At 42.8% G+C, this 22,905-nt stretch carries 27 protein-coding genes and 1 tRNA gene; 11 read left to right on the forward strand and 17 right to left on the reverse strand.

Features of this window, described 5'->3' with window-relative positions:
• Nucleotides 1-13: 13 nt before the first annotated feature.
• Entirely contained in the window at nucleotides 14-1,111 is a 1,098-nt protein-coding gene (gene queG / locus ICN23_RS01385) for a tRNA epoxyqueuosine(34) reductase QueG (protein WP_216230591.1), read from the reverse strand.
• A gap of 43 nt (nucleotides 1,112-1,154) precedes the next feature.
• Between queG and tsaE the strand changes: the two genes are divergently transcribed.
• The 3 genes from tsaE to ICN23_RS01400 all read left to right on the forward strand — a co-directional run bounded on the left by tsaE (nucleotide 1,155) and on the right by ICN23_RS01400 (nucleotide 3,215).
• Nucleotides 1,155-1,688, forward strand: coding sequence for a tRNA (adenosine(37)-N6)-threonylcarbamoyltransferase complex ATPase subunit type 1 TsaE (tsaE, locus tag ICN23_RS01390; protein ID WP_216230592.1), 534 nt, complete (start codon nucleotides 1,155-1,157; stop codon nucleotides 1,686-1,688).
• Nucleotides 1,689-1,705: 17 nt separating this feature from the next.
• Nucleotides 1,706-3,052, forward strand: a complete 1,347-nt coding sequence (locus tag ICN23_RS01395; RefSeq protein ID WP_216230593.1) for an N-acetylmuramoyl-L-alanine amidase — start codon at nucleotides 1,706-1,708, stop codon at nucleotides 3,050-3,052.
• An 87-nt stretch (nucleotides 3,053-3,139) separates the two neighbouring features.
• A tRNA-Lys gene (locus tag ICN23_RS01400) sits at nucleotides 3,140-3,215 on the forward strand.
• Nucleotides 3,216-3,529: 314 nt separating this feature from the next.
• Here ICN23_RS01400 and ICN23_RS01405 read toward each other — a convergent pair.
• The 5 genes from ICN23_RS01405 to ICN23_RS01425 form a co-directional block, all read right to left on the reverse strand.
• A complete protein-coding gene (locus tag ICN23_RS01405) occupies nucleotides 3,530-4,591 on the reverse strand; it encodes a hypothetical protein (protein ID WP_216230594.1) in 1,062 nt (353 codons plus the stop codon).
• A 194-nt stretch (nucleotides 4,592-4,785) separates the two neighbouring features.
• A complete protein-coding gene (locus ICN23_RS01410; RefSeq protein WP_216230595.1) occupies nucleotides 4,786-5,592 on the reverse strand; it encodes a type I restriction enzyme HsdR N-terminal domain-containing protein in 807 nt (268 codons plus the stop codon).
• 130 nt (nucleotides 5,593-5,722) lie between these two features.
• Nucleotides 5,723-6,097, reverse strand: coding sequence for a hypothetical protein (locus tag ICN23_RS01415; RefSeq protein ID WP_216230596.1), 375 nt, complete (start codon nucleotides 6,095-6,097; stop codon nucleotides 5,723-5,725).
• Nucleotides 6,098-6,210: 113 nt separating this feature from the next.
• The gene (locus tag ICN23_RS01420) at nucleotides 6,211-7,365 is read right to left on the reverse strand and encodes an exonuclease domain-containing protein (RefSeq protein WP_216230597.1); all 1,155 of its coding nucleotides are present in this window, start codon (nucleotides 7,363-7,365) and stop codon (nucleotides 6,211-6,213) included.
• Nucleotides 7,358-7,738 carry a hypothetical protein gene (locus ICN23_RS01425; protein ID WP_216230598.1) on the reverse strand — a complete coding sequence of 127 codons (381 nt, stop codon included), beginning with the start codon at nucleotides 7,736-7,738 and terminating at the stop codon, nucleotides 7,358-7,360. Before ICN23_RS01425 ends, ICN23_RS01420 begins: the two co-directional genes overlap by 8 nt.
• 204 nt (nucleotides 7,739-7,942) lie before the next feature.
• On the opposite strand from ICN23_RS01425, the gene ICN23_RS01430 reads away from it, so the two are divergent.
• The 3 genes from ICN23_RS01430 to ICN23_RS01440 are packed head-to-tail and all read left to right on the forward strand — an operon-like array spanning nucleotide 7,943 to nucleotide 10,093.
• On the forward strand, nucleotides 7,943-8,410 hold the full coding sequence (locus tag ICN23_RS01430) for a hypothetical protein (protein ID WP_216230599.1): 468 nt from the start codon (nucleotides 7,943-7,945) through the stop codon (nucleotides 8,408-8,410).
• Nucleotides 8,403-9,557 (forward strand): MBL fold metallo-hydrolase, encoded by a 1,155-nt coding sequence (locus tag ICN23_RS01435; RefSeq protein ID WP_216230600.1) that lies wholly within the window; start codon nucleotides 8,403-8,405, stop codon nucleotides 9,555-9,557. Before ICN23_RS01430 ends, ICN23_RS01435 begins: the two co-directional genes overlap by 8 nt.
• 26 nt (nucleotides 9,558-9,583) lie before the next feature.
• Nucleotides 9,584-10,093, forward strand: coding sequence for an SRPBCC domain-containing protein (locus ICN23_RS01440; RefSeq protein ID WP_216230601.1), 510 nt, complete (start codon nucleotides 9,584-9,586; stop codon nucleotides 10,091-10,093).
• A gap of 126 nt (nucleotides 10,094-10,219) precedes the next feature.
• Here ICN23_RS01440 and ICN23_RS01445 read toward each other — a convergent pair whose 3' ends face one another.
• The 4 genes from ICN23_RS01445 to ICN23_RS01460 form a co-directional block, all read right to left on the reverse strand.
• Nucleotides 10,220-10,366 (reverse strand): hypothetical protein, encoded by a 147-nt coding sequence (locus ICN23_RS01445; RefSeq protein WP_216230602.1) that lies wholly within the window; start codon nucleotides 10,364-10,366, stop codon nucleotides 10,220-10,222.
• A 24-nt stretch (nucleotides 10,367-10,390) separates the two neighbouring features.
• A complete protein-coding gene (locus ICN23_RS01450; protein WP_216230603.1) occupies nucleotides 10,391-10,924 on the reverse strand; it encodes a hypothetical protein in 534 nt (177 codons plus the stop codon).
• 46 nt (nucleotides 10,925-10,970) lie between these two features.
• A complete protein-coding gene (locus tag ICN23_RS01455; protein WP_216230604.1) occupies nucleotides 10,971-11,963 on the reverse strand; it encodes a hypothetical protein in 993 nt (330 codons plus the stop codon).
• Between the two features lie 86 nt (nucleotides 11,964-12,049).
• Entirely contained in the window at nucleotides 12,050-12,490 is a 441-nt protein-coding gene (locus ICN23_RS01460) for a DUF6641 family protein (protein ID WP_216230605.1), read from the reverse strand.
• Nucleotides 12,491-12,831: 341 nt separating this feature from the next.
• On the opposite strand from ICN23_RS01460, the gene ICN23_RS01465 reads away from it, so the two are divergent.
• From ICN23_RS01465 to ICN23_RS01485, 5 genes are all read left to right on the forward strand, one after another.
• Nucleotides 12,832-13,365, forward strand: coding sequence for a hypothetical protein (locus ICN23_RS01465; RefSeq protein WP_216230606.1), 534 nt, complete (start codon nucleotides 12,832-12,834; stop codon nucleotides 13,363-13,365).
• A 241-nt stretch (nucleotides 13,366-13,606) separates the two neighbouring features.
• Nucleotides 13,607-14,173, forward strand: a complete 567-nt coding sequence (locus tag ICN23_RS01470; protein ID WP_216230607.1) for a site-specific integrase — start codon at nucleotides 13,607-13,609, stop codon at nucleotides 14,171-14,173.
• 246 nt (nucleotides 14,174-14,419) lie between these two features.
• Complete coding sequence (locus ICN23_RS01475) at nucleotides 14,420-15,196, forward strand: hypothetical protein (protein ID WP_216230608.1); 777 nt, start codon at nucleotides 14,420-14,422, stop codon at nucleotides 15,194-15,196.
• Between the two features lie 75 nt (nucleotides 15,197-15,271).
• Nucleotides 15,272-15,985 (forward strand): AAA family ATPase, encoded by a 714-nt coding sequence (locus tag ICN23_RS01480; protein WP_216230609.1) that lies wholly within the window; start codon nucleotides 15,272-15,274, stop codon nucleotides 15,983-15,985.
• Between the two features lie 46 nt (nucleotides 15,986-16,031).
• Nucleotides 16,032-16,580, forward strand: coding sequence for a hypothetical protein (locus tag ICN23_RS01485; RefSeq protein ID WP_216230610.1), 549 nt, complete (start codon nucleotides 16,032-16,034; stop codon nucleotides 16,578-16,580).
• Here the strand turns inward: ICN23_RS01485 and ICN23_RS01490 are convergent.
• The 7 genes from ICN23_RS01490 to ICN23_RS01520 all read right to left on the reverse strand — a co-directional run bounded on the left by ICN23_RS01490 (nucleotide 16,577) and on the right by ICN23_RS01520 (nucleotide 22,905).
• Nucleotides 16,577-17,638: a site-specific integrase gene (locus ICN23_RS01490; protein WP_216230611.1), complete on the reverse strand. Its 1,062-nt coding sequence runs from the start codon at nucleotides 17,636-17,638 to the stop codon at nucleotides 16,577-16,579. The genes ICN23_RS01485 and ICN23_RS01490 overlap by 4 nt on opposite strands.
• Before the next feature lie 336 nt (nucleotides 17,639-17,974).
• Nucleotides 17,975-18,205, reverse strand: a complete 231-nt coding sequence (locus ICN23_RS01495) for a DUF2789 family protein (protein ID WP_015421810.1) — start codon at nucleotides 18,203-18,205, stop codon at nucleotides 17,975-17,977.
• A gap of 2 nt (nucleotides 18,206-18,207) precedes the next feature.
• Entirely contained in the window at nucleotides 18,208-20,556 is a 2,349-nt protein-coding gene (locus tag ICN23_RS01500; RefSeq protein WP_216230612.1) for a heavy metal translocating P-type ATPase, read from the reverse strand.
• Between the two features lie 17 nt (nucleotides 20,557-20,573).
• The gene (locus ICN23_RS01505) at nucleotides 20,574-21,074 is read right to left on the reverse strand and encodes a TPM domain-containing protein (RefSeq protein ID WP_015421812.1); all 501 of its coding nucleotides are present in this window, start codon (nucleotides 21,072-21,074) and stop codon (nucleotides 20,574-20,576) included.
• 2 nt (nucleotides 21,075-21,076) lie between these two features.
• Complete coding sequence (locus tag ICN23_RS01510) at nucleotides 21,077-21,940, reverse strand: YgcG family protein (RefSeq protein ID WP_370624743.1); 864 nt, start codon at nucleotides 21,938-21,940, stop codon at nucleotides 21,077-21,079.
• Nucleotides 21,941-21,954: 14 nt separating this feature from the next.
• A complete protein-coding gene (locus tag ICN23_RS01515; RefSeq protein WP_215386697.1) occupies nucleotides 21,955-22,557 on the reverse strand; it encodes a LemA family protein in 603 nt (200 codons plus the stop codon).
• An 87-nt stretch (nucleotides 22,558-22,644) separates the two neighbouring features.
• On the reverse strand, nucleotides 22,645-22,905 hold the full coding sequence (locus ICN23_RS01520; RefSeq protein WP_216230613.1) for a heavy-metal-associated domain-containing protein: 261 nt from the start codon (nucleotides 22,903-22,905) through the stop codon (nucleotides 22,645-22,647).

Raw genomic sequence — 22,905 nt, forward strand, 5'->3', positions numbered from 1 at the left:
AGCTTGTGGGTATTTAAGTTGGCCGCGCATTTTGACCTAAGGCCCACTCAATGTGTTCAGTCACCAAAGGATCGGCACTAGGAAGTGCTGACTTCAATGCCTCAGTAATTGCGCCCTTCTCCACTCCGCTAGCCAAAGCATTGCCCATTGCTACAGCGAGATTGCGACGCCAGCGACTGTAACCAATTCTTCGAATAGCGCTTCCTTCATGGCGTTGCTCAAACTCTTGCTCAGTCCATGACCAGAGTTGCAGTAATGTCGCCTGTCCCAAGCCGTGACGTTGCGCAAAGTCAGGTAGCTGACTTCTCTTGGCAAATTTATTCCAAGGGCAAATGAGCTGACAATCATCACAGCCATATACGCGATTACCCATAGCCTTTCTGAACTCAACCGGAATGGAGTCAGGGTTTTCAATAGTTAAATAAGAGATGCAGCGACGAGCATCTAATTGATAAGGTGCGGTGATGGCTTGTGTAGGACAAACATCAATACAGGAAGTACAGGTGCCGCAATGCTCTTCAATCGCTTGATCAATTGGTAAGGGCACATCTACCAAGATCTCACCCAAGAAGAATGTTGAGCCAGATTCTCGGTTAAGCAAAAGCGTGTGTTTACCTCGCCAGCCTAATCCTGCTTTGCGTGCCAATTCCACTTCCATGAGTGGTGCTGAATCCGTAAATACACGATAGCCCAACTTCCCAATGCGCTCTTCGATGCGTTGTGCGAATTCTTGTAAGCGATTACGTAGCACCTTGTGGTAATCACGACCCCTCGCATACATTGATACCACTGCTTGCGAAAGATTCTCCAGCCGTTGCCACTCAGCATCAAAATCCGTCTCAGGTGGAAGGTAGTTCATCGAAACACAAATGACACGTACTGTGCCAGGAACCAATAACTCAGGATTGGACCGTAACTCTGCATGGCGCTGCATGTATTCCATCTGACCATGACAGCCCTGCTCCAGCCATTCTTTTAGGCGATCTGTCGCAGGACCTAAATGGGTGTCAGTAATACGCAAGCCATCAAACCCCAGCGCCATAGCCTGGGTATTGAGCCAATCACGTAGATTGGACTCGTCGATGGATTGAGGGCTGATAGATGAAGACATATGGAATACAGAATGTAGCGCAATAATTGAATAAACTAGGGGAATGACTCAAACACAGGCCAACCAGCCCCCGCTTACTGCTATTAATCTCTATTGTAGGCAGGAAGCCGATACCGCTTCTCTTGCTAGGCAGCTTGCCGCTAATTTTGAGCGCTTTCTGACTGAACATGCAGACTCACACCTAAATATTTCTCTAGAGGGTGATCTTGGTGCCGGTAAAACGACCTTTGCGAGATACCTTATTCAAGCCATGGGGCATGAAGGCAAAGTGAAGAGTCCTACCTACACCTTATGCGAGCCTTATCCGCTGCAATTTAAAGATCAAGCGATCACCGTCCATCATTTTGATTTGTATCGCATGCGAGATCCGCTGGAGTGGCAAGAGGCAGGTTTTTCAGAACACTTTGACATTCCTGGAATTTGTCTCATTGAATGGCCAGAAAAAGCAGAAGGTACTTTGCCAGGTTTTGATATTCAGATTCAACTTACTGCCGGTGCAGATGAAAACGAACGCGCTATCAAGATCAATACCATCACTCAGTCTGGAAAAATGGCATTACAAGAGATTCAACAATAGTCATTTGCTATTAATACATGAATAATCAGAAGACCAATCTCTCGAAAAGACAAACACTGAAGACTTCAGCGAAGTTCTTGAGCTTTGCTCTATTACTCACAGAGGTTGATATTGCTTGGGGTGCCAAGATTTTAGGCGTCCGCGTCTGGCCGTCTGAGGACTACACCCGCGTTACTTTGGAATCTGACACGCCGCTTCCCATTACCCAGCAGATTCTGACTAATCCTGATCGCTTGGTAGTAGATGTACAAGGATTGGAGCTCAATCCCACGCTGAAAGATTTAGTAGCCAAAGTAAAACCCAACGATCCCTATATTTCTCAAGTTCGCGTTGGGCAATTCCAACCAGGCATTGTGCGTTTGGTATTTGACTTAAAAGAGCCAATCAAGCCCCAACTCTTTACGCTTGATCCAGTAGCTGAGTACAACTACCGCATGGTATTTGATTTGTACCCTACCACCCCACTAGATCCTTTGATGGCTTTAGTAAAAAGCAGCGCTAAAAAAGAGAGCGCGCTAGAAAAGTCCAACGAAGAAGTAGATCTGATTGCCCAATTTGCTACAAAGAAAGAGAAAGAGCTTGCTAAAGCTCCAGCAGCACCCGTAGCGCAAGCCATTCCAGAAATTAAAGAGCCTCCAGCGGGTGCCAAATATAAGCGCTTGATCACTATTGCAATTGATCCTGGCCATGGCGGTGAAGATCCTGGCGCCATCGGCGCAGCTGGTTCAAAAGAAAAGAATGTCGTACTGGCGATTGCCAAGCGACTCAAGGACAAGATTGAGGGTGAAGCTTATATGCGCCCATTCTTAACTAGAGATGGCGACTATTTTGTGCCGCTCCACGTCAGAGTACAAAAAGCAAGACGTGTTGAAGCGGATTTATTTGTGTCTATTCATGCCGATGCCTTTATTGAAAGAAATGCTAGAGGCGCTTCCGTATTTGCACTTTCTCAGATGGGGGCCAGCAGTACCACTGCACGCTGGATGGCTAATAAAGAAAATGCCTCCGATCTGATTGGTGGCATCAATATCAAGACTCAAGATAGGCAGGTAGCCAACTTATTGCTGGATATGTCGACGACCGCTCAAATTAAAGATTCTCTGCAGGTGGGCAACTCCATCCTGAAGCAAATTGGTGGATTTGCAGCCTTACATAAACCCAAGGTAGAACAAGCTAGCTTTGCCGTATTAAAGGCGCCTGACATTCCCTCAATCCTCGTGGAAACGGCATTTATTAGCAATCCACAAGAAGAAGCCCGATTAAACGATGACGGCTATCAGGACAAGATCGCAGAGGCGATTTTGAGGGGAATTAAGGACTATTTTTCCAAAAATCCACCGGTCGCCAGACGGGTAAATTCATAAGCCACTTGTAACTACAAGGGCTGACGGGCAGACCCCGTAGACCCGAGGATGGGCAACAAACTTCTTGCTATAATTTATGGCTTAACTGGGTCGGTAGCTCAGTCGGTAGAGCAGCGGACTTTTAATCCGTTGGTCGCGAGTTCGAATCTCGCCCGACCCACCAGTATCAAGAAACCCCTACTAGCAATAGTGGGGGTTTTGTCTTTTTAGGCTGGTGAAATGTGAAGACTGTTTGGAACAATGCGGAGCTTTATGAACGTTTCGAGTGGGGATGGCCGACGCTGCGTAACCGTTAGCGTCTCAAGAGGTTACTTAGCGATCTTATGATCGCACTTGTTTACATCACCTGCGGCCAGAGAAAAACACCTAATTGTATCTTTGGCATCAATCATTAATTTCTCTGCCGCTATTGATAGCTCATGCGAAGAAATCTTCTTCAAACCTTGAGATTCAGCATTAATTCTGTGAAATATTCGTTCAGTCAACTGAAGATTGGATAGCTTGCTCATTAGATAACTCCCTTATTCCCAGTAAAGAAAATTCTAACTTCATGCGCAACTCAAAAGATCTAAGCAATTCAATATAGCTAGCCTTAAATCTTGTTTTGAAATAATAAGGTTGATCAGAATAGATTGAAATTACAAATATTACAGAATTAAATTTTTCATAAAAAATTGGGTAGCAAATAAGAGATCCATCCTCATCTTTTCTTGTTGGATTCGGGGAAAACCTTGGTGAATCTTTATCCAGTTCCCGCTTAATGCTCTCAATAATAAGAATGGACTTTGTATTTGCCGCATGCCTAATAGATGAATTAGGCTTATTCAATATATGAATCGGGGTTTTAACGCTGTGATTATTAGGGTAATGAAACGGGATGTCATTTATGTAGCCATCTTGCATTTGCGCAAAATTAACCTTAAGAGTAAATTTTTCGCCTGGATTCTCAAGCTGCAAAAGCGCCAGCATAGATGAATGCAATCCTTGAACTAATTCGTTTAACTGGCTTGCAGGCTGGGTTATGGAGTTGAAAGTTTGCCCAATGTTTATAGGGCTATCCGAATTTTGAAGATCTATCAAAAAACGACTAAATCTTTGCTCTTTAGTTCCAACAATATTGTCGATTGAGCGGAGAAGAAGTGTAGGCATTTCTGTCCACCCATTTGGGTTCTCCTGATAAATGCTTTTTAGGAATTTATAGAAGGCAATTATAAAAAATGCCCACACACAACTAGCGAAGACTCCTATAACCATATATCGATCAAGAAATTCTCCGGCATCGGGTAAATACTCCTTAATTTTTAATGCGAATCTATCTATCTGATAGTACTGCTGCAAAAAATAAGGTGGGAATGTTAAAACAAAAGTTCCAAACAGCGAAAATAATATGGCGTGATTCTTTGAAAATCTTCTTGCATACGTTGCTAAGCCCACCAATATATTCGAATCTTTCCACTTTTCGAAAATGGATTTTTTGATGGGCGCAGACTTGACTACAATTTTGCGAGATCGCCTGTTCTTTTCACGGCTTTGGGTCATTAACTTAAATTCATAAATATCAATTCAACACTACACTACCATAAAGCACGCTCAGCAAATGATTGGTTCAGGGTGGCAATTGACCGCTAGCTTGTCGTGTTTCCCGACAAACTAGGCTTCCCCAGCCCTATCCCTACGGATTCTGTGCTCAAGCTCCACAGACTCGCCCACTGTCCGCTTACGCCCAAGAATAATCACTCCGAAGGGGGGATATCAGCTGAAACAGGAGCCTCCGATGATTTGACTTGAGCTGCAGAGTTTTTCGCTTTCTTTGAGATGGCTTTGGCTATTTTTTTGGATGCCTCCTTAGCCTTATCACCCTCCTGAACTTCCCTCTTAATCACCTCATTCAATAAAACTGACTTAATGTCATCAGTATCAATTTTGACGTCTGGAGAAACGCGACGAAGCTCTCTACGGATCACATCTAGCACTGGATCAGTTTGTAGCATGGCGCCAATAAAGAATCTGGAAAGGGCCTGTCGCTGGGTGTGATAGTCACCCAAAGCAGATTTGATCCATCCCTCCTTACATAGCAGATACAAAGATTCAACATCATCCTTAGATCTACTATTGATGGAAGTCATATCCAATGCCACAACTAACTCTTTATCGATTGGCTTCTCAAAAATTACCTTGTAAACAAACCAAGTAATTCCGTTCGTAAGTACTACCCAGTCAAGGCCTTGATTGGCAGCATAGTCAATTGCCTGCTTGATATGCTGCTCTTTTAACTCGATCCCAATTGCTTTAGCCTCGATTAATATGGCCAGCCGATTATCGAGTTTGATTGCCAAATCACAATAGGTACCTCTAATTGCAAACTCCGAAGTAACCTCAGAATATTTGTCATACCCAAAGATATCTGAGAGCATGTCCTTAATCAGGGTAACGGTATCCGCCTCGCCAACATCTCTAGATCTTGCGGCAACCAGAAGAGGTTGATATTTTTTTATACCAGATACAACTCTTTCGGTTATCTTTTTTGGAATGGTGGCCATACTTAATCCTTCATAAAATTGTTTAGGTGGGCATTTGATTATGTTTTTAACTAATAAATAGTACTCCACCTCAAATCATTTTGGGTTGAAGCAAAGCTGTATTTAAAAAAGCCTATTCCAGAGTATTCATTCATAGAAATTTGCAAGTCCCAAAAGCAATTCCACCACGACCATTGTTCTCAACAAACTTCATATCTGGGAAGAGCTGGATATCGTACTGACTTCTAAATAGGTAGAATTTCTTGTATCCCACGTGCTTGTCTACTTCTACCCTGTCAATATCGTAGGAATCACAAGTGACTTTATTGTCATTAGGCTTAATACTGCATCTATCAACTTTAGGCTTATCGGAATCGTGGATTCTGGCTGAAAACCTGTATTTTTCCATCTGGGCTGGCTGATAGACATTCTCAAAGTCCAGCTTTCTTGTAACAGTACAGTCATAGCTGACAGCATTGGCTAGTCCAGCCGCTAGCAGCAATCCCAGGAATGCAGGGTATTTCATTAAAAGCCTTTGGCAATTGAAGGACTGGCTCAGTTTAGTTACGGGATTGATAACTGTCTAGCCCTGATTTAGAGGGATTTATAACTAACAAGTGTCTTGTTTCGAGACACTTGCTATAGAAATTTCACCAAAGATTCTTCGTGAACTATCTTTATGGGAATGCCATCGGAGCGATATTGAATAGCTTTCTCGACTTTAGTGCCAAAATTACCATGCTTCCATTGATCGCTGCCTAAGCCGCCCACTACCAAGTAATTTAACTTTTTAGTGACACCAGCCAGCATCAAACCACCCCTCTTGGAGATCTCATTGGCACACTTATCCTTATCGCCCAAGAGAAAATTTCCACTTAAACAAAAGGTGTGGGATGCAAATTCAATTACATCTAGCTCGTCTGGATGAAAATCGATCTCCTCAGCAACCTGAGAGACTTTAGCAAGAGCACCCGCAGTAATTGCACTCAGACTATTCAACAAAGAGCTGCGCTCATTTTCTGAAACTATTCCATCGGAAAGTATTTGCTTAAGTTGCTGCGCAATCACACTCCCAGGCCACGAAGTTGAAACTGTAGGATTCGCTTTAATCCAGTCATTAACAAACATGATTTCGGAATTATGTAAATTCTTATCTGAGACTATAGCGCCCACAATGCCTAACAGGCTCTTGCAGGCCTCACTTACCTTAGGTGTAACGTTACTTGCAGCCCTTTGATAGGCATTTTCAGATGTGTTTTTAAATACGTAATCGTTTGCGGTCAAAAGATTTTTAAGATAATTTCCATTGCCTGTGGAATCGAAAAGACAAGCACTTAATGTATCTACATCTCCTTCTGCTGAATGGGCATTAAGTTGTGGAATATCTAATGCCGACGCAACCGAAGATAAAGATTTCCCCGATGCAAATGGCCAAGGCCATTGGTTGATGGTGCAGCGCCAGGATTTATCCTTGATTCCAGGGTAAAGCGGCTCAAGCATTCGACTATCAAAATCAGCGTTATGCGCAACAATAACATCAGCATTAGATAGTAAAACCGCCACTTTCTCGTGATCGAAATCCTGACCAGCAAGGTCTGCTTTAGAGATTTTATGAACCTTTTGCGCCATAAAACTAATCGGGACCGTTGGCTCACGCCTACCGCTGTAAGCATCTAGCTTTGCAACTAAATTGCCGGTCGAATCTACTTCATATAAAGCTGCAGCTATTTCAATGGGCTCGTCCGAGCTAGAAACTCCGGTAGTCTCTGTATCAAGCACTAATACCTTAGTCATCGGACTCCTCAGAAGCGCAAAGTAATTTAACGTTAGAGGTATAGGTAACAGGCACACCTGTTCGTGTGCATATCATTCGTATTTCACTCTCTAGATCTATATCCAGATTTTCCCCACGAAGACCCTGCCACATAGCCACATAAAGCAGACCACCATATTTATTCTTAGTTTTGAGGGGCTTATCTACGCCACCCTTCCAACCCAACATAACTAATTCGCCATTTTTAGCTCTTGCAGCCAATTCTGGGTCTGACTTTGCCTTATCCCTTCCGGTTTCCCAAGATGTTATTAATCCTTGGTCCTCACCATTCCATAAAACATCGTAATCAGTGGTTTGCCGTTTGGACTCGGAAATATTGCGATAAATTCTCATAATTTCCAATCTTATCAGCCTGGCGAATTTATTCAAATTTCTATAGGGATTTACTCCCGCATGCCTAGGAAAAGATATACATGGGACGCTAGGAACCCGGTTTCGCGACGCTAGCATAGCAATTTGCACTTATTTTCCAAAAAGCTCTTGAAAGAATTGATATCTCAGGTATCTTTATAAAAAAAAGAACATTTTGAGGTTTTTATGAGCAAGTGGATTATTTCTGTTTTATTACTTATTGAGCTTGGACTTGTAACGTTTGCACTATTTTATCTGGGCTTTTGTCATCCCGACGCTGCACCAGTTGCACTTAAAAACATACTGCTAAGCATCCTCTTTGGGGGTCTTGGCGGCACCATCTATTGTTTGCGAGGGGTCTACCTCAATGCATGCGTTCGCAAGAAATGGGATTCTGACTGGGCGCCTTGGTATCTCATAAGGCCATTTTTAAGTCTTGCCTTAGGGGGCATAAGCTATCTATTAATAAAGTCAGGGCTCCTTTTCTTAAATGCAAATCAAGGGGAGCTACATCAGCTTGGGATTTGGCTATTAGCCTTTTTGGCCGGCTTAAATGTAGATAAAACACTATCAAAAATTGAGTCTATAGGTCAATCAGTATGGGGAATTGAGCCATCCAAACAATCAGAAAAACATGAGGGTAAAAATGGATGATTTTTATGAGATAGATATTTTGGATGTTGATTCAGATAAGAGTGGTGATGCAATTTGCCTAAGATATAAACTTAATGGCGCAACGTATATTCATGTTGTAGACGGTGGGTTTCAGGATACAGGGAATATTCTCGTTACCCATATTAATGAGCATTATGATGACCCAATTCATATCAATCATGTAGTTCTCACACACAATGATCAAGACCATGCTGGCGGATTAAGAAAAATTCTTGAAGAATATGAAGTTGGCACCCTTTGGATGCTTAAACCATGGGACTATGCCCATGAAATTATTCATCGCTTCAGCAGGTATGCGTCCGTTGAAAGCTTGCAAAAAAAATTGCGAGAAATTTATTCAAATATTGATGCTCTTGAAAAAATTGCGATCGAAAATGGAATTGAAATCAGAGAGCCCTTTCAAGGAAAAAAAATTGGTGAATTTATAGTTTTATCGCCATCAAAAAAGGCTTACCTCGATCTAATTGTAGATTCACCAAAAACTCCAGACGCAAAAAACATAGCTGAGAATATTCAGAGGGCGGGGCTTACTACATTGCCATACCCTACACCCGTACCTCAGACTACACTCAACAGCTTTATGACATCACCACTCTCCACTCTTGGTGAAATTTATTCAAAAACAGTTGAATTTATCAAGTCAGCATGGGGTGACGAGAACCTATCTCAAGAAGAGACTAGCCCAGAGAATGAAATGAGCATTGTTCAGTATGCGAATTTACATGGAAGAAAAGTTTTATTAACTGGTGATGCAGGAAAAGCAGCGCTGAGAAGTTCAATTAACTATGCAACAACAATTGGAATTCAATTTCCTGGAATCAATTTTTTTCAAGTTCCTCACCATGGATCCAGAAGAAATGTTTCGTCAGAAATTCTTGATGAGATTCTTGGGCCCATACTAAAAAATAAACCTCTACCCGGAGAAGAGCAATTTACGGCAGTCGTGAGTGCAGCAAAGAAAGATGCTAACCATCCCAGGAAATCAGTCATTCGCGCAATAATTCATAGAGGGGGGAAGTTAGTCAAAACAGAAGGAAAGCATCTTCGCCATAGCCATAAAGCACCCCCTCGAACTGGTTGGGGCCCTGCTGAACCAGCACATTACCCAGATGATCAAGAATCATAGAGTTAAGCAATCGATAGCCATACAAAATGACAGAAAATAAATTACCGCACCTAAAAGAAACAATACAAATAAGTGCCACCCCAAATGTGGTTTGGAGATTCCTTACTGAACCACAATTGCTTTCAAAATGGTGGTGGATATCACCACACCAAGGTAGAGTTGTTGAAATGAATGTCTCAGCATGTGGACACACAACCATTTCATCAATCATTAATGGTAGAGAAGTCCATAGTACCTACGTCTATATTCTAGTTGTCAAATGTCAGAAATTGATAGCGACTACCGCCCTGACTAAGCAACTTTACCCATCATCCTCCTCGCTTGCTGAAACCATAATATTTAACTTAAGGCCATTTCAAAATGGAACGGAACTGACAGTAGATGCTCATTTTAAAGATATGAACGTAGTAAGCTGGCTTTGGAATCGTGGTTACTACACAAAGTGGATCAATAACCTCACAACTCTAAAACAACTGGCCATTAGTTTGCAAGACCAGGTTTCGAAATCAAACTCAACTCCGCCTGCCCAGCCTTAATTTTCTGTCTAGCTCGTTCGGCCTTCATAGCCTCTTGATCTCGTTTTACCCGATCCCGCATTGATTTAAGCCTAGCTTGCTCAGGGCTTAATGGCTTAACTGGAGCTATTTCATCGAATCTCATAGTTAACCAATCTGCAAGGGTTGATGTGGCACGTTTTTAGCGCCAAAGATAGCTTGAAACAACTTGTATGCCTGGGCTTGATTTTGGGCGTACAAAATCGTTTCTACCCACATCCCTGCTGCATTGACGGTTGCCTTATATCTTTTCATATAGATATTTAGCAAACCCGGTAGTCAACCACGCTTAACTTGATAATCCTCAATTTTAGGATCCCATATGTAGCTTAAGGATTCGGCATAGTCTTTGCCCACAAAAAGAAGAGTTTTCCGAATTTCATCAATTGAGACTCTATAAAGAACATTCTTTGCCTGAAGGTCCGAGCAAAGCATAATTTCAGACCAATTTCGAGTTTTATCTCGTATTGCGAAAATTGCCCTGGAATGAATAAATTGATTGGCTAAATGCTTCACGGATATCTTGTCATCAAATTCGCGATCAAAAGAATAAAGCCTCTCAATATCAAAATAATTTAACTTAGTGAGAGACCTTCCATTCCATGGCACACAGCGCACTGAAACTCTGTAATCATCAGATTTTTTTGATGTCTTATCCCTCTCAAGTAAGGTTCGGACGATATAAAAAGAAATCATGAGTTCTTTTTCAAAAATGACCAAAGCACGCTCGCTCCAGCGCTTTGGATTTTTTACAGGCCTAAGTCTTCGAGCATGATCCAGAAGGTCTTCTCGCCAATAATAAGATTCAATCATTCAAACTAACCCCCAGAAGTACTGATTAAGATCTTAATAGGATGTATTAATAATCATAAATTGGATCAAAATTGCTCTGCTTAGCAATATGCTGATATGCGCGGTCTACAGCCTGGGTTAAATCTACAAATAACGCCCTTAATTTTGCATCAAAAAGATTGATGTTTATTTCTCCAGTATGTACAAGCTGATTTCGATCGTTAACAATATTCTCTATAAGATCAAATAGACTTTCTTTTCTACCTCTATACGGCTTACGTAAAATTGCGGCAATATCAATTTTAGAATCGACATATCCAAAATTTTTTGCAATTATGCTTGGACGTTGGAATGAAAAAGATTCTGCTATTAATCTTTCCGCTTGTAGGCTGCCCGCAATCAATTTCTCAAATTCAACATGGCCAAGCTTTGCTTGCTTTAGGGCGGACTCTCTTTTCCGAGAGTAGCGCAAACAAGCAGTAAAAGTTGCTCGGAAATATTCTTCCCATGCCGCTATTAAATAGGGAACCAACATATTATTTGATAATAAGCGTGGATTTAATTCATCTATAAAAGGAAGTCCTGAAGGCACATCTTTTGCTAAGTCACCACCTAGGTTACGATGCTGTAGATAAAGCTCAGCTCGCTGAAGATTGTTGTGAAACCTCCAACGAGCAAGATAACAACCGGATGACAACGGTGAAGGTGCTGCTCCATTTGGACGCCAATAGCGATTTTTGCCTGCATCACTTTCAAAATGACCGCCAAATAGATCCTTCAATAACTTCAAAGTTCTATTTTGCTGCAAAAGATCCCAATAACTTCTCGAGACTCTTGATCTGGTGAAAATCTTAATTGGACCTTTTCTTGTTTTATATACCTCTAACTCAACACCCGTCCAAGAGCGATAATCCTCTTCATCAAACCAGTAATAGCTTGCGATTTGATTGGGCGCTTTGAAAGCATTTTTAACTTTTTTATACCCAAGTAATTCAGTAATGTCTCGAACTTGAGGAAGGGTTGCTGATAATTTAAGAATGCTAATAGAGGTATAGCTCATAGATCAGTACAAGGTAATCATTGGTTGCGCTATAGCAAGCATACAACCAACTCATGCTTTAGATTTGAATCATCAAAATCTTTCTGTTAACGCCTAAATCCACCCCGCAATCCAGCACTAGCAGTCTCGATCTGCTCATCAAGCTCCCCCGCCTCTACTGCTGCTTTAATTGACTCCAAGGCTTTAATTAAGGCCTCGCCACTAGCCACCTCCACGCTAGGCTTGCCTTTAGCTAGCTCTAGAGTCCAGCTTCCATATTTCACAGAGACGCAGACCTTACCTTCATCACTTTGAAACCACCATGGCTTAATGCGCTTAGGCACCTCCACTTGTTTGCGTAGCCCTGTTTCACGATCTTTCACAGTCTTGTATTTCATAACTATGAATGGCGTTCCTTCTAGCTGACTTTTTGCCAACTGGATCTGCTCCCAGAGTTTTGATCCCAGCTTATTCCTACGTATAACGATTGCTGGCATATTGCGGGGCTTTTTGACTGCGACTAGCTTGAGATGACTTAATTGGCTCATTTAATTCTCCTATGTAGTTAATGGGCTTATTAAGTGTGTTTTCTAGATGGCGGTTAGGTCGACCTCTTTTTGATCTTGGGTCGTTTTGACTCATTTTGGATAGAAAAAATACGGTTTTTATTAACAAGAGCTAAATATTTACGAGTCGCGTAATGAGTTGCATTGAGATGCGATTAAGAAATAAGTTGCAGTTGCAGTAAGAGATGCAGTTAGTTGCTGTATTTGGGACAAATGAGTAGCTCTGATCTGCAACTCACGCAACAGCAACTATCTTTTGTCTTCGCCTCTCAGAGCATCTCAAGCAACACCGCGACTCCTTTCAACATTCAAGGAGATTAAAAATGAAAGAAATCACAGCCCGCTTATGGGAAAACAAGATGTATGGAACAACCTTCGGCAAAGGTCAATATCGCAAGGCCATCTATAACGGCACATTAGAGATCCTCAGTCCTTATGCCAAGTATTTAGTAGATTTTGAGGAAGTCGAAGCTTGGTTTCATTTCCCAAAGAGTCCAGTGCATGTGGAAATGGCCAATCGCCTCAAGAACACCCCTACAAATGAAGACGGGGTTTTAATGAGCTGGATATATCGCTATGAAGCTGGGATCAAAAGCGCAGTTGATGGCTATGCGTCTTTGGATATGAACTACAGCAGAATTACCATCCAAATTGACGACTCAGCACACGGAATCGATGAATACTGGGAATTGCCTATCCGCAGCTGTATTGCCAGAATTCCTGGAAAACCCACTCCAGCACTAATAGCTACTACACGGTCTGAGCTAAATTCCCCTCAAAAACCATCTACAAACGGCGTATTTGTCGGGGGATATAAGCAAGCACTTGAGAACTTACAAAAGTACGCTATCCAGTGATTTGAAGCATTAGCTAAGGTCGTCGTCTAAAGACGACAGATCTTAATGAAGATTGCTAAATACTTATAAGCAAATACGGGTTAAGAAAATAACTATATTCTTAACCCGATTTGTAAGTCATTGATTCTTGGAAGGTCTTTTTGTCCTGTTACACGACACTTAGCAAACAAACTGAGGTCGACCTTTTCCCGTTAAGGAAACATACTTAAAACGCACATTTTATTTATGACAGGAAAACCAAATGGCACAAGCAAAAACCTTATCCCAGGCCGAACTTGATCAAGTTCTGGACTACGTTAGTACCAAAAAATACGCTTTGCGTGATCGCGCAATTATTCTTACCAGCTTTCTCGGAGGACTAAGGGTCGCCGAAATCGCTTCTTTAACTATGGGGGACGTAGTGAACCCAGATGGGACCATTAAGAATGAGATCCGTTTATCAGCGGCACAAACTAAAGGCAAATATCCCAGAACGGTATTTGTTTCGCAGCGTTTACAAGCGGAATTAGCCAACTACCTCACTACAAGACACGCCAAAGGCGCTGATATCCCCTTCTTTCATACTGATCACCGCTTACGCTTTAGCCCTAATGGCTTATGCGTCTGGTTTCATCAGTTGTATAAGAATGTGGGCATTAGCGGCGGAAGCAGCCACTCAGGAAGAAAATTTTTTATTACAACTTTGGCTAATAAAGGCATTGGTGTGCGAATCTTAGCCTCATTAGCTGGTCATCGGTCCATTGCGGTGACCCAAAGGTACATCGATGTTAATGATGAGCAAAAGAGAAACGCGGTTGAATTAATTTAGCAATTTCTATTCATTAATTTTTCAAACAGAGTTTTTTAGTGATTTTTTCTCAAAAATAAAATCGCCCTACAAGTCCCTGTTCATGGGGCTTTGATTTTTCGGAATTTTCTGTCAAGGAAATAAAACAACGTCCTGATTTGCGTGAAAAATACTGAAAAAATTAGACTGTCTCCATCAACACAAAAAGTTTCATCAGCACTCTCGCTAAAACGTGTTGGTAATTTTATAAATTGAAGGAGCAACACCATGAGGATCACAGCAAATCAAAAGCATGAAATCGCCAGTGCAACATTGGTAAAACTAGATACACTAGCAAACCGTCGTCAAGTTTGGCAACGGGACTTTTACGATAAATCCAATAAGGGTCTTTATGCCCTTCTCTCAGAATGTCTTGGTATGTATTACGAGATCAAGGGTAGCCCTGCTGAGAAGGTTGTTTTAGAAGGTATTAAAGCTAACCTAGAAGGACGTGGCGTTAAGGTGCAAGCCAGCACTCCAGTGCTAACCCTGATCGTAAAGTATGTGTTTAATGCCGAGCGCCGCAGAGCAAGTGCCTATTCACGTGCATTACGAGTGGCAGCCAAAGAAGCGGTATCTGTTGGCAATTTTGCCGAATGGGTAACCAAAGTAGGCGGCGTTGAGGAAGTGGCCAGCACCAAGGGCATTACTGATGAAACTATCAAAAAACGTAGTCAGCTTGATAACAAGGTGTCAGAGGTTAAGCAATTGCTTGTTAGCCAGCTGCAACACCCCTTAGCGTTGGTGCCAAAAACTGCCTTAGCCCACCCAGCCGACTCTGCTGAGTACACCTTGTTAATTGGCAAGATGCTAGCTAGCGGTCAAACGCAGGTCTTAAGCGTTGTTCCGGGTTCGTCTGGCGCCATGATTGAGCAGGCGATTCGTAAGATCGCGCAAGAATTGCTCAATAAGGTCGAGGAGCATGTCAAAGCCCAAGCAGAACTCGCAGCGCAAGCGGCGATTACTGAAGCAGCCAATCAAGCCTTCTTTAAAGAAATGGCTTAAGCCTTTGCAAGTCTTGACAGGGGTGTAGCACTTATTAGCTCACCCCTGCTTTTACCCAATCAGAAAGGAATTACCATGAGCTTCGCACTCAAATACGCCCCAACTCGTCTCGACGATGTAGTTATAGGCAGCCAAACCCTTAAAAATAGGCTATCTGACTACATCAACGATCGCGACTTAAAGCCCCTCATCCTTCACGGCGGGGTTGGAACTGGCAAAACCACGATTGCCAATTTATTGCCTGATGCCATCGAAAGTAAAAAAGCAGAAGTTACCCGTCTTAAAGCAGTGGAATTTAATTCCATCAATGATGTCATGCAGACTTTTGAAGATCACACCATGTTTTATCAAGTATTTACGATCAATGATCAAAAACGTAACTACATCATTTCTAATGAAATTAACTTCACCCCCAAAGCAGCAATAGCTTTTAGAGATGTAATCGATGACATGATCGGTCATACCCAGTTCATCTTTACAACGAACTACATCGATCAAGTCGACATTGCCTTACGTGATCGCAGCAACTGCTTGGCTGTGCCTCCAGTAACAGCAAAAGACTGGCTTATCCGAGCTCAGTGGATTTTGCAGCAAGAAGGTATCGCCCTGCCAGATGATCAACTACTGAAGATTCTCACTACACAATTGCAAGTGAGCTCCAGTAACCGCAAGCTCTTAGAGCGTCTCGAGGACTTTGTTAGATCCGTTCGTAACCCACCGAATAATCCTGGCGGAATTATTGAGCTGGCACCTATCCCAGAGCCGATTAACCCCTTGATGGCTGCTTGACCACACCAGTACTAGCCCTAGTGGCTAGTACTTATAAGGAATTAATATGCGCTACCCAAGAACAGTCTTTGTTTTTGACACTCCAAACCATGGCATTGATCCCGAATATTTTCAGATGATCAGCTCATCTTCACAGAAGATCTATGTACGCGGGCATTCAAAACCAATCGGGACAATTGATTCTGAGCTTGATGCCATCAAAATTTTGGATGGGTATCTCAACTTTACGGGACCAAATCGCTCTTATATGGTCATCGGCAATCTAAAGCATGTCGAATTTGTTGCCACTAGCCTAGCAGATAAGGATTGCTCGATCTATTGGCTCATTAATAATAATTCCGCTTTATGCATTCGCGCAGCTTTAAGCGCCCTGCTTGATCTTCATGAGATGGAAGCGTTATTTAACGAGGCACTTTACTACTACACTAAATCCAGAGATCGGTATCAAGCATTATCCGATTCCAGGCACATATCAAACGATGATTTTCCCCAGCTTATTGCGGACATCATCAATGGAGGAAAACAGGTTGAGCTACGGGCAGATATTGAAAGTTTTTTATGCGAAGAATTGCATATCGGGAAGTTTGAGATCTAAGCCAACTTAGCGGCTGCCATCATTGGGGTCAGTTTTGAGTAATGACGCTCAATCATTAATGTCGAGGTACCCATTTGCCTAGCTAGGGTGTGTATATCAATACCTTCAGCTAGTGCAAATGTGGCATAGGTATGGCGTAGGCTATACAGGCTACGATTACGCCCCGCTACATCTTTGAGTAAATTACATTCTTTTAAGAGATTCTCAAACTGAGGATTAAAGTTATAGGGCTGAACCCCTCTTGGGAAAGTAAATATCAGACGATCTAACCTGGCCTCAATGACTTCATTAAGGTCTTTATATGGCAATTGATGCCAAGCAATTAATCTTTCCAAGCAATCCACTACCAAATTTTTAGCAATTAAATATCGAGGTCCTGTTTTACCGGAAAGCCAAACCTTAAGATACCGCTGATCGCCAATCCAATGCCATTGCAAATGCTTCCAGCGCATGGGCTTTAGCTCGGTTCCGGGCCTAGCACCTGTGTAAAGTAAGAACTCTACATAGGGGCGACATAGTTGCCTCATCTCCTTGGTGCGGGATGATCTGCCGACCTTTTCCCAGCTGGGCATATAGGCTAATAATTGAGCGATCTCTTCCTTACTAAAGGCGGGTCTTGCTTGACTGGGGGAGCCATGGGGATCTAATAAAGGAACCCGATAAGTATCGGCAACCAGGTTTTGCTCTCTAGCTAAAGTGACTATCCGGTTATAGGTCGTAGCATGGGTACGCTTAGTACTTGCTTGGGGATCTCTACCCATCTGGGATAAGCGCCAAGATTCAAAATCCTTAACCAGCTCCGGGGTGATTTCCTTTAGCTGGAATTTTCCAAAAAATGGAATGAGGTATTTATTGAGAACAAACTTGTAATCCTTAAAGATGGCTTTGCCATTACCTTCTTTATTGGCAATATCCATTGCCACGAGATCTTCTTCTGCTAACTGCTTAAATGACTTGGATTTGAGGCTCAATTCCTGACTAATCTTAGCCATGGTCTGCTCATAAAGCGCTATAGAGGCATGCTTGGCCTCTTCAAGATCCGCCTGGCCAGTGCTCATGGAGTGCCACTGACAATTGGGCAACCTAAAGCGGCATTGCCATTGATTGCTGCCTGATCGCTTAAAGAGACTTACTAAACCTCGGTGGAGGTGAATTACATCAGCAGACTGGGATGCACTAGATTTGAAGAAAAGCTGGTTTAGATTTTGCACTCAAGTGTCGTGTTTCGAGACACTTGTAGCTTAACTTCAGATTTCAGGAAGGTCGATCGGAAAATTTGTCGAGTAAACCGACATTTCATGTGTGGATATCTGGTAGGCAGACTCCGACCCAAAGCAGACCATCAATTCAATAATCTGAGTACGCTAACTCTCACCCAAAACTGAGCGACCTGCTTAACGTAAGGCTTTATTTAACTGATCCACAATCTCGGCCCAATCAGCATCTAAAAGCAACTCATCACGAAGAAGCCTTGCTTGAGATGGTGTCCACAATGGTGCATCCGCTAATTCAATCGCTTCATCTAAAGGAGCATGCCGATCAATGAATGCCTTAATACTATTACCATCAGAAGGTAGTCCTAATTGAAGGAATAACTCAGAGAATGGATGAAATGACTTTTCCATGATTAATTTCTCCTTAAACGTAACGCATTTGTAATGACCGAGGCTGAGCTCAAGCTCATGGCAAGTGCAGCAATTAATGGTGAGAGTAACCATCCAGTGAAAGGATATAAGAGACCAGCAGCAATAGGAATGCCCAGTGCGTTATAAAGAAACGCAAACACTAGGTTTTGCTTCATATTGCCTACCGTATCGTCTGAAAGCGACTTAGCAATCGCAATACCTCTGAGATCACCTTTAACTAAAGTAATTTGGGCGCTATTCATAGCAACGTCAGTACCGGTGCCCATAGCAATACCAACATTGGCTTTTGCTAAAGCTGGAGCATCATTGATGCCATCACCTGCCATTGCAACAATCCGACCTTCATTTTGTAGTCGAGTTACCAATTCGAGCTTATCTGCTGGCTTAACCTCTCCATAGACCTCTTCAATCCCAAGGCGCTTGCCAACAGATTTAGCAGTTGTTAATCCATCTCCAGTTGCCATCACAATTCGCAATCCCGCCTCTCTTAAGGTTTGCAAAGCCTCTGGCGTAGTAGCCTTAATAGGATCAGAGACAGCTAAAAGTCCAGCAAGCTTTCCGTTGATAGCTAAATGCATCACGCTAGCGCCTTCAGAGCGGAGCTCCTCTGCTTGGGCTTTCAAAATATCAACAGAAACTCCCAGCTTATCCATCAATGCAGTATTACCCAACGCCAAATGAAACAAGCCAACGCTACCTTGAACTCCAATTCCTGAACTAGATTCAAAGTTTTCAGGTTTCTCCAGGGGCAAATTACCATCTCTTGCAGCACGAACAATCGCATCGGCAAGAGGATGCTCACTGCCCTGATCAAGACTTGCTGCAAGCTTTAAGACCTCATTACCATCAAAGCTGGGCGCAGGAATAACTCTATCAAAAATTGGCTTACCCTCTGTTAAGGTGCCTGTTTTATCAATAATGAGGGTGTTCACCTTACGAAGATTTTCAATGGCCGCAGCGTCGCGGAACAAAATTCCCTTTGTCGCCCCTTTACCAGTAGCAACCATAATCGACATTGGCGTGGCAAGACCTAGGGCACAAGGGCAAGCAATGATTAATACCGAAACCGCATTGATTAAACCAAAGACCCAACTTGGTTCGGGGCCAAAGATCCCCCAAATGAAAAAAGTCAGTAAAGCTATCGCTACAACCGTTACTACAAAATATCCCGCAACAATATCTGCCATTCGCTGCATTGGTGCTCTGGAGCGTTGGGCTTGAGCTACCATTTGCACAATTTGAGCCAGCATGGTTGATGAACCAACACGCTCGGCTTTAATAATCAATGCGCCATTGGTATTCATCGTTGCTCCAATCACACGATCACCGATACGCTTAGTAACTGGCAATGGCTCCCCGGTAAGCATGGATTCATCAAGCGCACTAGAGCCTTCAACAATGACGCCATCAACAGGCACTTTTTCACCTGGGCGCACCCTCAATAAGTCTTCAATATGAACATTTGATAAAGGAATATCTTCCTCAGATCCATCGCCCTTAATTCTTCTAGCTGTTTTAGGAGCTAAGCCCAGCAAGGATTTAATTGCCGCAGAAGTTTGTGAACGTGCCTTTAGTTCCAACACCTGACCAAGCAGAGTCAATGAAATAATGACGGCGGCTGCCTCAAAATACACACCAATCCTGCCCATAGACATAAAGGAAGCAGGAAATACTTGTGGAGCTACCGTAGCAACAACGCTATACAAAAATGCAGCACCTGTTCCCAATCCAATCAAAGTCCACATATTTGGACTGCGATTGGCTATGGATTGCCAGCCACGATAAAAGAATGGCCATCCTGCCCATAAAACAATTGGTAAGGATAGGAATAATTCAACCCAGGTTTGGGTTTGAGACTCAAGTAGATTAAGTTTATGGCCAAACATCGCAAGGACAGTCACCACTGTCGTCAAAGGCAGCGTCCACCAAAATCGTCTTTGAAAATCAACTAATTCTGGATTTTCTTCTTCCTCTAATTCAGGCAACAGAGGCTCTAAACTCATTCCACAAATTGGGCAATTACCTGGTTGATTCTGCCGAATTTGCGGATGCATGGGGCAGGTATAAATTGTGCCGGCCACCGAAGCAGGCGACTCTGAGTCCTTTAGTCCCCCATCTAGATACTTGCTGGGCGCTCCAATAAATTTTTCTTTACAACCATTGCTGCAAAAGTAATACGCAATATTCTTAAGCGAGTAACTATGCTTAGACTGAGAAGTGACCGTCATCCCACAAACAGGATCCTTCAAGGAATTTTCATCTGAAGAATGTTCGTGATGGGAGTGATCGTGTCCATGCTCATGATGATTGTTCTCATTGTGCTTACTCATTGCAAATCCTTGTTTACCTAATTCATTAAAACTGGCGTATCTGGGATTTCATTATCTGAAGATGATTTACCTGGGAATTGACTTTGCAATAGTTGACTCACCATTTCAATTCCAGACAAAATGCCAGCCTGATATTCATTGAGCGCAAATTTGGATTCGATCTCATGACAAATAACATCCCACGCACTGGCATCCGCATTTGAATGAATGCCTCTATCGGCAATTATCTCTACAGCATGATCGGCTAATAAAATATAAATGAGCACCCCATTATTGTGCTCGGTATCCCAAACTCTGAGATTGGTAAAGACTTCAATTGCACGATCTCTAGGGCTTAAGTCTTTTAACAAGGCAAGCGTATCCAGGGCACCTTCCACGGCAAAACAGATTTGACCCGAATGTTGAGCCTCACTATCTCGAATCGCATTTGTTATTGCGGCAAGATCTTCCTTGGAAAAGCATTTCTCTACCTTGCGACTATGAGACCAGAGATGTTTTATTAATCGATTCATATTCATGCTTACCATCTCCCCGAGGAGCCACCGCCACCAAAGCCGCCACCGCCACCACTAAATCCACCACCTCCACCATGGCCTCCACTGCTATAGCCACCAAAGCCATGTCTACCCAACCCCATTCCGGATAGAGCAACGACCAATGCCACAACACCGGCAATTAAGGCCATAGAAAACGCACCGAACATAAACCAGGCGATAAGAGCTACAAATCCTCCAGTAACTAGGGATCCAGGTAACCTGCCGAGCATCGATCGTAAGATTCCACCAAGCACTAAAGCCACAATAAAAATGATTGGTAAAAACGAACGAATATCCCCGGGGTCACGCATTTCTGTATTAGTTGGGTTTGGCGCTGGTAACGCCTCACCATCAACCACGCTAATCACAGCGTTTAGGCCATCCGTAATGCCGCCATAAAAATCCTGCTGTTTGAAACGGGGCACAATGATTTGGTCGATGATTCGCTTGCTAGTTGCATCAGTTAATACACCTTCAAGGCCGTAACCCACCTCAATCCGAAGTGCTCTATCAGCCTTAGCAATAATCAGAATCGCACCATCATCGACTTTTTTGCGCCCAATCTTCCATTGCTCCGCTACGCGAATTGCATATTGCTCAATTGACTCAGGAGCGGTAGATTGCAGCATCAAGACGACAATCTGACTACCCTTTTGAGCCTCAAAGTTACTTAAGGTTTGATCTAGAGAGCTGACCTGAGCCGGTGTAAGAGTGCCCGTTTGATCAATTACTCGCCCCGATAAAGCCGGTACCGCCTGCTGCGCCACAGAAAACTGAGGCAAGCAAAGCAGCGCCAAAACCGATAGTAAAGCTAAGAGACGTTTGGGGAACTGGAAAAAACGGGTCACGGAAGATACTCCAATTATTTCGCTGCTGGCGTATCAAATGAAACACTAGGAGGAGAAGCCAGCTCTTTCTCATTCTCAACAGTAAAGTTAGCCTTAGCCTTATAGCCAAACATCATTGCTGTTAAGTTAGATGGGAATGAGCGAATCGTGACGTTGTAATCCTGTACAGATTTAATGTAACGATTACGAGCAACTGTAATGCGATTTTCAGTGCCCTCTAGTTGCGCTTGCAAATCTCTAAACCCTTGATTTGCTCGTAAGCTCGGGTAATTTTCTGAAACGACTAATAGTCTGGATAAAGCCGAAGTGAGCTGTCCTTGCGCTTGCTGGAATTTCTGAAAAGCTTCTGGGTTGTTTACCAAATCAGGAGTAGCTTGAATTGAGGTCGCTTTAGATCTAGCCTCTACAACCTTAGTTAGAGTATCTTGCTCAAACTTAGCTTCGCCTTTGACCGTGCTTACTAGATTAGGAATCAGGTCGGCTCTACGCTGATATTGATTCAATACCTCAGACCAGCTAGAAGTTACCTGCTCATCTTGGGACTGAATTTGGTTATACCCACAACCTGATAACAATACCGCTGCTATTGCCAACAGACCGATAAGATATTTACGCATTTGTTACTCCTTTACTTAATTGAAGTTTGAGTCTTTAAGAACAGTCACCTTTTTAGATGTCTAAAAAATTGGGAATTAAAGAGAGTGTTAACCACAACAGCAACCACCAGATTTTTTCTGTGGCGCCTGAACGCCGCCATCAAGATCTAAAGAAGATGGATAACCACCCTCATTAAGCGCATAAATCAAATCATCACTCATCCAGCTCGTCCTATCTAAATGCACTTTGCCGTTTTGCAAGTCAACATGGATATTTGAAACGCCATCTAAAGATTCAAGCGCCTTGGTAACGTGTTTGACACAAGAGCCACAGGTCATGCCGGCCACATTTAAATGAATTTGACTCAT

This window comes from Polynucleobacter sp. MWH-Jannik1A5 (assembly GCF_018881795.1).
GTDB lineage: Bacteria > Pseudomonadota > Gammaproteobacteria > Burkholderiales > Burkholderiaceae > Polynucleobacter.